This is a genomic window from Mariniflexile sp. (genome assembly GCF_052728615.1).
The window spans coordinates 1-10,019 of record NZ_JBFVFE010000093.1 but is presented as its reverse complement, the minus strand read 5'-3'; the positions used below and the strand labels follow the sequence as shown (position 1 = coordinate 10,019).

The following is a 10,019-nucleotide window of genomic DNA, read 5'->3' as shown; positions in this document are numbered from 1 at the left end:
AAATGGAATGAACGTATCAGAAGCGTTGAAACTTATCGCTAAAAATGAATTTCAGTTTGAAAACTGATTAGTTACAGAAAACATATCTTTAAATGACATGTTTTTTAAACCGTGACTATCCTTAGCTATAATGGTATAAATTCCAGAATTTTTTGCATAATGAAAGGATGGTTTTTTTGTGCTAATGAAAGATACATTATGGTCAATGGGGATGTTTAAATAAGTAACATCTGTATGTACACACAATGTTTGTTGAACTTTACCATCATCAGATACGCTAAAAACGGATGCTTGATGTAGAATAGTTTTATAAGTTCCATCTATATGTTTTTTCCTCAAAGCATATACACATTTGTAATTGAATAAATCTTCGCGAGCAATTTTATTTAAAAAAAAGTTTAATACAAGCGCTTCTTTTTCATTCATACAAGCAAGATCTTCGGGATGAATTATTTGAAAAGCTTTTTCCATTGTAAATTCATCAGGTTCAATACCCAAAACATCCCTAATGCCACCGTGAACAAAATCCATGGTAATATTCTCAAAATTTAAAATGAAATAATAAAAACTTCCCACTGCAAACAAGGAAGCAGCTTGATCTATAATTTCTAAAAGAAGTTCTTTTTTTTTGGGTTGATAAATGGTATTCTCTTTACTCCAAACATTAAGTACCTTGGCACTATCTTCTTTATTCATTTTTTACATATTAAGGATTGATTGAAATTTATGATTATCCTTATGAGGCGATACAGATAAAAAATAGACTTGTGAAATTTAGTTAAAAAAAACTTAAGTACATGACAAAAATTTATTAACATCAAATTATTAAAAGACACTCCTTAAATAATTCCTCCCCTTTTTTCAAGGGGAGGTGCCGATAGGCGGAGGGGTCAACTTTAATAGTTATTTTAATGAAATATCTTTTTTTGTCATGTACTAAAAAAAAACTTAATATTTTTCTCTCATATAAAAAATTTCAATAAGTATCTTAAATTAAATTTCTATTAAAATATGCTAGCTATTTGTTTTGGGTTATCTACATCATAGCATCATTTTTCAAAATTAAACCCGTTAAAAAATACCCAATATTAGGTATTTTACATGTTGGCATTATAGTTTAGGTTTACAATGCTATTAATTAAACACGAGGGAGAAATTAAAAATACATGCTACTTAGTATAATTTGATTGCAAAACTTTAGTGGCGGCATTTTCTCCTTTTTGACAAAATTATCTACGAAATTACTAAAAAGAGCATACCGAAAATCTTTAAAAGAGTAGGTAATAATTTTAATGATTACGCTTATGAAAAAAATTACATTATTGCTGTTAATCGTTTTTACGATGACACTACAAGCACAAAACAAATTATTGTCTTCTATTGATGAAAGTTATAATGGGACTTCTTGGGATAACAGTAGAGGCTCTAATTATGAATACGATGCCAATAATAACTTAATTGCTCAGACATACTATAATTGGGGCATTAATGGAGAATTTGGAGCATGGCAAATTTCAGATAAGGACACCTATACCTACAATGCCAACAATAAAACTACCCAAAACATTTATCAAGAGTGGAATTCTACAACCAACCAATATGATAATTTGTATAAAAGTTCATATAACTATAATCTTAGCGGAAATCTTATAGAAGAAACATATCAAGAGTGGACGGATTCAGAATGGGAAAATAATTATAAAATCGTGGTGACATATGATAGTAATAATTTAATAGATGTGGTAATAAATTATGAATGGGACGGTTTGCAATGGGTAAATGACTATCGAAGTATTGTAACATATAATGCAAATAATAAAATTAGCCAGATTTTGAATGAAGAGTGGATTAGTTCACAATGGGTATTAGAAGACCGTGATGTCTTTATATATAACGAAAACAACAAAATTATAAATTATACAAGTGCAAATTGGGATGGAAGCAACTGGATAGGTGATTACATAGATAATTATACTATTGATGCGAATGGCAATACTATAAGTAATACCTCTAGTTATAATGATGAGCAATACAAAACGGAATACAGCTATGATGCATCAGCACTCATATCAAGCTTTGCACATCCTTTTAAAGATAAAACGGGTTTAGATTATATTTATGAAAATATGCTTTATTTAAATAAAATATTAAGTGAAAATTATTTTAATTACGATAATTCTACCAGTAGTTATACAAATAATAACAGAACAACCTATAACTATACAAGCCCTATTACTTTAAGCACAGAAAATGTTGAAATAAGTAAAAACACTCTAAAAGTATTTCCAAACCCATCAACAGATTTTATTCAAGTTTTGGGTTTAACTGAAACAGAACAATACGAGGTTTTTAGCATTTTAGGAACTAAGGTAAGTAAAGGGTCTATTGCTGTTAATGAAAAAATAGATATTCAAAATTTAAACAATGGCTTGTACTTCTTGAAATTTAAGAACGGAAGCACCATTAATTTCATAAAAAAGTAAAAAGTATAGCAGATAAATTAATAACAACCAACCAAAAACCAACCCATCATGAAAAAACTATCACTTTTATTAGGTGTAGTATTTGTAGTAAATAACGCTTTAAACGCTCAAAGCTATTTTGGCTACACCTTCGATAACTATTCGGGCATTCATGGCGTTACTTTAAACCCAGCCAATATTGTAGATTCTCCTTTTAAGGCCGATATAAACTTGATTTCTGGTAGTGTCTTTTTAGGTAGCGATTATTTTGGAATTAATATTCAGGATATTTTAAAATCCGAGGAAGGTTTTGACATCGATTCAGACGCCCAAAAATTTATAAAGGATGATAACAACTTCTTTTTAAATTTAGATTTTTTAGGGCCATCTTTCATGTTTAACCTCAATAAAAAAAGCAGTATTGGCATTACAACCCGAGTTAGGGCTTTCTTAAATGTTAATAATATAAACGGCGAATTATTCGAAAGTCTTTCGGATGGATTTGATGAAACCACTGATTTTGATTTTAACATTAAAGATTTTAATGGCACCATACACGCTTGGGGTGAAGTTGGGTTAACCTATGGAAGGATACTCATAAAGAATGAAGACCATCTGTTAAAAGGTGGGGTAACATTAAAATATTTACAAGGTGTTGGAAGCACGTTTTTTAGTGCGCCATCAATTACTGGAAGATACGATGCTTCTGCAAATACCTTAACCACTGCCGGAAATTTAAACTATGGATCGAGTCAAGAAGATTTTGATGAGGTAGATTTTGATTTAAAAAATCTTACAGCGGGTTATGGTGCCGATATAGGTTTTGCATACCAATGGAATGATAAAAAAAACCACGCAACATCCGACCCTGCAACCCAAAGATTCACTAAGTATAAGCTTAAAATTGGTGCTTCAATTACAGATATTGGGTCTATAAATTACAAAGAAAGCGAATTAACAACCTACAATTTGAATGCCACTGTAGATGCAGACAGCTTTGATGAAGATGTGGCTGAGGCCATTGAAGATAATTATACGGGGGTTACAACTATAGCAAGCACTAAAGTAAGATTGCCAACGGCGTTAAACCTTTTGGTAGATTATAAAATTGTAGGCAAACTGTATGCAAGTTTGGCAACTTCCATGTCGTTGGTTTCCAATAATACCCCAACAGCCAATAGCATTATTAATATGGTATCTTTTGCACCACGTTTAGAAATCAGCTGGCTTAGCATTTATAGCCCTGTAAGTTTTAGACAATACGGGGATATTGCTTGGGGTGCCGGTTTACGTTTAGGCCCATTAACGGTAGGTTCTGGCTCTGTTTTAACAAATTTATTATCAAAGAACTCAAAATTTACCGATGTGTATTTTGGACTAAAAATACCTATTTATAGAAAAGTATGAATGCATTAGATTGCTGAACAAGTAAGACGAAAAATAATATAAACACTTTATATCAGGTATTTTATCTGTAATTGGGCATTGTTTTAATATCAAAAGCGTATTACAACTTATAATTAAATAATTAAAAATAACAAATAACATAAAAAACAGAAATTATGAAAAGAATTTTAACATTTATAACGCTGGCTTTATTTTTTACACTATTTACTAGCTTCTATTTTGGTGACACCAATTATTCTGAAGTTAGAAATCTAGAAAAACTTGAAATTCCTAATGACGAGGGATTTTATACATTTTTAACAACAGGTGAGGTTGATGAGTCTTATTCCAATAATTCCAAACCATATAATGAGCGAGATCTTTATTTGAGTGACATTATATATTATCCTGGACAAAATAATTGTGGAGGAAAAGAAGATTATGTTTTTTGGGGAGATGCAAAAAAATCTTTCGGTCTACTTTTAACTGAAAAATACCCTAAGGACTTTCCATACGGTGCAAAACATATCTATCACGCACGTTATTCTGGAGAGCGCTATAAAACGCGACAGGAAGCACAAGATGCTATGACTTCTTGGATAATACAAAAGAAAAAAATTGGGCATACTACTTTTATTCGCACAGATTTTAATTACGGATGTAATTAAAATTAAAATCCTTTTAAATAATAAATGTATTGAGACATTTTGGTTACAAAACAATTTGTAAAACACAAAAACTTAATAGAATATGAAAACATTTGCTAATACTTATTTCATTTTTGGTTTTCTAATTACTTCAATGTATAGTCAAAACCATATTAATCCAAAAGCTTCTTATTATGTCATTGAGACTTTAGAAATTAAGAGAAATAGTAATGTATATAATTACGTAATCCCTAATGTTGTTTATGTAGATTGTGACCGGCACAGTAATTATTTGATAAATAGCCAATTGGCAGATTTTTATTTGGCGTTTTATGCAAAAAAAAGGGATGGGCTTTATATTAATACACAGCGATCCATAATTTCAAAATACGACACCTAGGAAAAAGCAGAATTAAAAATCAGATTATGAAAAAACTTATCACTCTATGCTTACTAATAGCAACAACTTTTACAGTTAAAGCACAAGAAGCTAACTTAGAAGAAACATTTACTTTTATTAAGTTAAAAACTTTAGATAGAGGGTTTTGGTTCACTAAAGCTACCAATATAACTTATAGTGGCTGTAATGGTCGAATTTATTACTTTATTGATAAAGTCAATAATATGGATTTATACGTTACATCAAAAAAACTTGTTATTGATTTTAAATGTGACGATAAAGATGGTAAACTGAGTATCAATCTTGAAAACATAGAATCTATTGAAAATACGCCAAGCAATGAAATCCTTTTAAGTTCTTCAAAACCACTTTTTGATGTGGCTTTTGAGGGTAAAAATATAGAAACGAATAGTAAATTTTTTATTCTATTAACTTTTAATAAAGAAACCAATGATGCTGAAAGAGTAAGTAAAGCATTTAAGCATCTTTTAAAGCTTTTAAACATAAAATTGATTCAAAGTAAATTTTAAAAGACTAATAAAATTAAATAACTATGAAAAAAGTAACATTTATCATCCTGTTTATAGCAATGTTCTTGATTTTCTCGAGCTTTATCCCTCTAACTCCAAGCAAAACAATGGATTCCAAATATTATGTTGTTGAAGCTTGGTATGTACCTAAAGAAAATCCCGATAGAAAACCTTACGATAACATGCAGGCCATCATTAGCAATACGGTATATGTAGATTGCAAGAGCCATTCAAGAGCAATGGTCGAAATTCAATTTACAGAATACTTTGATGCATATTATAGGGAAGAAGTTGGTGCCAGCTATCTAAAACATGTTAAAGCATACCAATATGACAGTAGCCACGATGCAGAGAGATCGAGAAGAAAAGATATTGCCAGTTTAAAACAATATAAAAATTTACTTTCTGTGAATGAGTTCTCAGTGCTTTGTGATAATTAAACTATAGAAAACATGAAAAAGACCATCTTATTACTTGCAATAGCTTTTACTTTTTGTGCTCTAACTAAAGCACAACAGCCAACTAAAGAACAAACCATACAATTTATAAACAAAAGCTTGGCAGATATTGGAACCGATAACCTTTGGTGCAGTTCTGAACGATACGATTTCCGAAAAGCCTCCTTAGAGAAAATAGAAGGAAAGGTTTTGTTATTATCAACATACACACACGATGGTTATTATTTGGAAGATAAACTTATGCAGCCATATGATCCAGAAGCTTATGACTATAAAATTGACTTATCTAAAGTGGAGGAAATTAGAATAGTTTATGGAGCTGGTTTTGTTGAAAATGGACGAGGTTGTCGGCAGGTTGGCTTGTGGTTTGTAGAAGAAGGACAACAGAAGGCATTAATGCATTTGCCTCTATGGGTATATGGGTATAATGTTAATTTAACATATGAACAAACTGCTAAAAATGAAAAAATATACAAAGCCTTCAACCGTCTACGCAAGCTTTGTGGCGCACCTGAACCTTTAAAGTTTGATTGAGAATTAAATCTAATAATATAAAATAGTCATTAATAAATCTGGAAAAAAAATGAAAAAAACCGCTATGATTACAGTAAACGCAAATTATAACTTAAAAGAATTACCACAATCTCTTTATGTAAATGGAACAGTATTAACTTACCGTCCAGATGACATAATATCAATTAAAGAAGCCGTAATACAAGGTTTAAACGAAGATATTTTAATACTGGAATTAAAAATTAAGGAAGGAATGGGGCCAATGAAGGGTACAGACAAAACTTTTAGTTTTAAAAAGAAAAAAACTGCTGATAAAAGTTATAAGCAAGTAACTATAATTCACGGGGACAACGAATCTATTACAGTAAATGTCGACTTTCTAGGATAGTGTTACTTAATACTAATACTTTATAATTAACTCATATCCTATGAAAAACAAATTGTTACCGCTGTATACTTCCATGGATGAAGCAGTGATTTCCAACACCTCTTTTACCAAAAATTATGCATCCAAACGGATAGGTAAACTATTAATATTGGTATTCATGGCATGTGCATATACGCAAACTTCCAACGCTCAAAGTTATGTTTATAATGAAGATATAGAACGTATTAAATATGAAATAGAAAAAAAACTTAAAACGGTAGTTCAAACTAATAGGAATGAGAAAACTTGGGATAGCGAAACCTTGGATCTGTTTGATATTGGTGCATTAGGTGGAATGGAAAAGAATAATTGGGCTTATATTCATTTTTGGTATCCAGCAAAGCGTGGTTTTTACCACTTTACTTCGGATTATTATATAGATTTAAGTAGAATAGCATATGTTATAACGGGGAAAACCTATAGTGGTAAGGATGGTTTTTTCTTTTATGCTAATTCTGGTGAGCAAGCTATCCAGTCTTTTCGTTACTATGATGAGGAGGATTATAATCGGCAACATTTTAATAAATGGGTGGATAATGTTACGATTTTTATGCCCCAAGATAAAGAATTATTAGGGTTGTTTAATGATTATATTAAATTAATAAAGGCAGACAAAAAAGCACATCCGGACAATTATGGTACACTAAAGCAAATTGTAAATGAGAAAAAATAGCACACCTAAAATATAACTAAGCCAATATTTGCATGCTTTTGGGACATTGCTAATTCGTCTATTATTACGGATACAATTGCTTATGAATTTAGTTATTTCAATTATTGCAGATGAACCGTATATAATTAAACTTCATTTCGCCCATAAATTAATTTTCAAATTATGTTAATACAAAAAAAATAAGAACATCAAATATTTATAACTTAAATACCAAAAAAATGAAATATTTAATTGTAATACTAGCATTATTTATATTCAATACTGTTACTGCTCAAGATCAACTATTTATTGGGCTTTACACTAAAAAAGAAAGCGGTAAAAGTTATTGGTGTTCAGACATGGTTATGGAAAAAAAAATTGTTAAGAGTGACGCCGAAGCATTCCAGGCAAAAAAAGAATTTTTGGCAGCACATAGCAATGAAAGCCCAATAGCTAAAATAGCTAAAAACTCCCATATTATCTTATATGAATTTCAAAAGCCTATGCTTGGATTTGGTTGCAGCGTAAAAGTAATTTCTTGGAAAGAGCTAGATAATAGGTCAAAAGGTAACATAAGGACGCTTATAAATAATGAAAATCAGAGAATACAAAAAGAATATAAATCTTCCATTAAAGAAATATTTGATTGGCAGTATACAGGAAATACATTGGAAGATTTTAGCTCGAAGGTAGATGGGATTGAATTTACACTTAAAGTTGCAAAGAACGAGACTACCGGCTTAATAACCACTCTTGCAGTAATAAAAAACCCACTGAAAGATAAGTCGGCTCAATTTATATTCATTTTAGATGGTGTTCCTGATAAAAAACCTCACATAATTCAGCCAAATTCAACGAGCCAAATAAATTTAGGTAAGTCAACGAGTATAGGTGTTAAACTTCAACTTATCCCAGCTGGTGCTGTACCTGAACAATCTTATGTCGATTGGATAAAAGAAAAAATCCGTTTGGATATTATTCAAAACAGAAATAAGCAAAATACAGGTAATACACCGATATGGGGTGTAAGAGGTTAGAAAAATAAATGGATTTTAAAAAAAGCACTTAGTTTAATTGTTTTTAAAATGATAAATATTGAATTAAATCTAAAACCCGTTCCAAAGCCATGCCTCTAGAGCCTTTAATCAAAAGTGTTGTATTTTGAATTTGTGACACATCAAAATCACTTTTAAAATGGTCAAATGTTTTAAATAAGGTTATTTTTTTTGATTTAGTTGTGGTTTTATAGAAATTTTCGCCAATTAAAATGGTCTTGCTAAAGTTTAAAGTCTTCAATAATTCAACAATATTTTGGTGTTCCAATTCTGCATCCTTTCCCAGCTCAAACATATCACCAAGAATAGCGACTTTGTTGGTGTCGTTTAACTTTTCAAAATTCAATAAAGCAGCGCGCATGCTTGTTGGGTTGGCATTATAGGCATCCATAATTATTTTATTGGAGCCTTTGGTCAATACTTGCGACCGGTTATTGTTTGGAATATAATTTTCGATACCCGTTTTTATGGCACTATCTTCAACTTTAAAATAATTGGCTATAGTTATGGCTGCAGCAATGTTATTGAAGTTGTATTCACCTATTAAATGGCTGTTAATGGTTAAATGGTTGTAACGAACTTTTACATTGGGCTGTGCCTCAATAAATTCAATGTTTACGTCAACCTTAGAGGTATTTCCAAAGATAAAGGTGTTGGCTTGTTTTGTTTTTTCAACTTGAATGGGGTCATTAGCATTCACAAAAATCGTTTTGTTACCATTTATCAGGTGATCATACATTTCGCTTTTGCCTTTTATAACACCTTCAACGCTTCCAAAGCCTTCTAAATGTGCCTTTCCAAAATTAGTGATATACCCATAATCGGGTTTGGCAATACGGCATAAAAACGCTATTTCTTTTTGATGGTTGGCACCCATTTCAACAATGCCAATTTCAGTGCTTTTAGTCATTGAAAGCAACGTTAAAGGCACGCCTATATGGTTGTTTAGGTTTCCAACAGTTGCCGTTGTTTTATATTTTTGGGATAGAGCGGCATTAATAAGTTCTTTGGTAGTTGTTTTTCCATTGCTACCTGTTAGTGCTATAACGGGTGTTTTTAAATAATTTCTATGAAAAGTTGCCAGTTCTTGAAGCGTTTCAAGCACGTTTTTTACTAGTATGGTTTTTGAAGAGGTATTAAATTCAGGCTCGTCAACAATACTGTATTTTGCGCCGCTTTTTAAAGCTTGTTCTGCATAAGTGTTTCCATTAAAATTGTCGCCTTTTAAGGCAAAAAACATATCGTTTTCTTTAATTTTTCGGGTATCGGTGCAAGCTGAATGGCATGCTAAGAAAAGTTTGTGTAATGCTTCTATTTCCAAGTGTTAAATGAGGTTATGTTTAGATTCCCATTTTCACGGGAAAGACAGTTTTATTTGAAACTTCGATTTTAAGATCGAGGAATATTTTTTCGTTTAGTACATGACAAAAATAATCTTATATCATAAAAATAACTATTAAAGTTGACCCCTCCGCCTATCGGCACCTCC

At 31.0% G+C, this 10,019-nt stretch carries 11 protein-coding genes; 9 read left to right on the top strand and 2 right to left on the bottom strand.

What is annotated here, in order from left to right; genetic code table 11:
• Positions 1 to 51: 51 nt before the first annotated feature.
• A complete protein-coding gene (locus tag ACU1LP_RS18720) occupies positions 52 to 696 on the bottom strand; it encodes a PAS domain-containing protein (protein WP_445737043.1) in 645 nt (214 codons plus the stop codon).
• Between the two features lie 608 nt (positions 697 to 1,304).
• Here ACU1LP_RS18720 and ACU1LP_RS18715 point away from each other — a divergent pair.
• The 9 genes from ACU1LP_RS18715 (at position 1,305) to ACU1LP_RS18675 (ending at position 8,512) form a co-directional block, all read left to right on the top strand.
• The gene (locus ACU1LP_RS18715) at positions 1,305 to 2,483 is read left to right on the top strand and encodes a T9SS type A sorting domain-containing protein (RefSeq protein ID WP_445733877.1); all 1,179 of its coding nucleotides are present in this window, start codon (positions 1,305 to 1,307) and stop codon (positions 2,481 to 2,483) included.
• A 48-nt stretch (positions 2,484 to 2,531) separates the two neighbouring features.
• Complete coding sequence (locus ACU1LP_RS18710; RefSeq protein ID WP_445737042.1) at positions 2,532 to 3,869, top strand: DUF5723 family protein; 1,338 nt, start codon at positions 2,532 to 2,534, stop codon at positions 3,867 to 3,869.
• A gap of 155 nt (positions 3,870 to 4,024) precedes the next feature.
• Positions 4,025 to 4,516, top strand: a complete 492-nt coding sequence (locus tag ACU1LP_RS18705) for a hypothetical protein (RefSeq protein ID WP_445737041.1) — start codon at positions 4,025 to 4,027, stop codon at positions 4,514 to 4,516.
• 405 nt (positions 4,517 to 4,921) lie between these two features.
• A complete protein-coding gene (locus ACU1LP_RS18700) occupies positions 4,922 to 5,425 on the top strand; it encodes a hypothetical protein (protein WP_445737040.1) in 504 nt (167 codons plus the stop codon).
• 107 nt (positions 5,426 to 5,532) lie between these two features.
• Positions 5,533 to 5,865 (top strand): hypothetical protein, encoded by a 333-nt coding sequence (locus ACU1LP_RS18695; RefSeq protein WP_445737039.1) that lies wholly within the window; start codon positions 5,533 to 5,535, stop codon positions 5,863 to 5,865.
• Positions 5,866 to 5,877: 12 nt separating this feature from the next.
• The gene (locus ACU1LP_RS18690) at positions 5,878 to 6,417 is read left to right on the top strand and encodes a hypothetical protein (protein ID WP_445737038.1); all 540 of its coding nucleotides are present in this window, start codon (positions 5,878 to 5,880) and stop codon (positions 6,415 to 6,417) included.
• A 49-nt stretch (positions 6,418 to 6,466) separates the two neighbouring features.
• A complete protein-coding gene (locus tag ACU1LP_RS18685) occupies positions 6,467 to 6,784 on the top strand; it encodes a hypothetical protein (protein ID WP_445737037.1) in 318 nt (105 codons plus the stop codon).
• Positions 6,785 to 6,824: 40 nt separating this feature from the next.
• Positions 6,825 to 7,496, top strand: coding sequence for a hypothetical protein (locus tag ACU1LP_RS18680; RefSeq protein WP_445737036.1), 672 nt, complete (start codon positions 6,825 to 6,827; stop codon positions 7,494 to 7,496).
• A 218-nt stretch (positions 7,497 to 7,714) separates the two neighbouring features.
• Positions 7,715 to 8,512, top strand: coding sequence for a hypothetical protein (locus ACU1LP_RS18675; RefSeq protein ID WP_445737035.1), 798 nt, complete (start codon positions 7,715 to 7,717; stop codon positions 8,510 to 8,512).
• Between the two features lie 43 nt (positions 8,513 to 8,555).
• Here ACU1LP_RS18675 and ACU1LP_RS18670 read toward each other — a convergent pair whose 3' ends face one another.
• Complete coding sequence (locus ACU1LP_RS18670; protein WP_445733768.1) at positions 8,556 to 9,851, bottom strand: UDP-N-acetylmuramoyl-tripeptide--D-alanyl-D-alanine ligase; 1,296 nt, start codon at positions 9,849 to 9,851, stop codon at positions 8,556 to 8,558.
• Between the last annotated feature and the right edge of the window lie 168 nt (positions 9,852 to 10,019).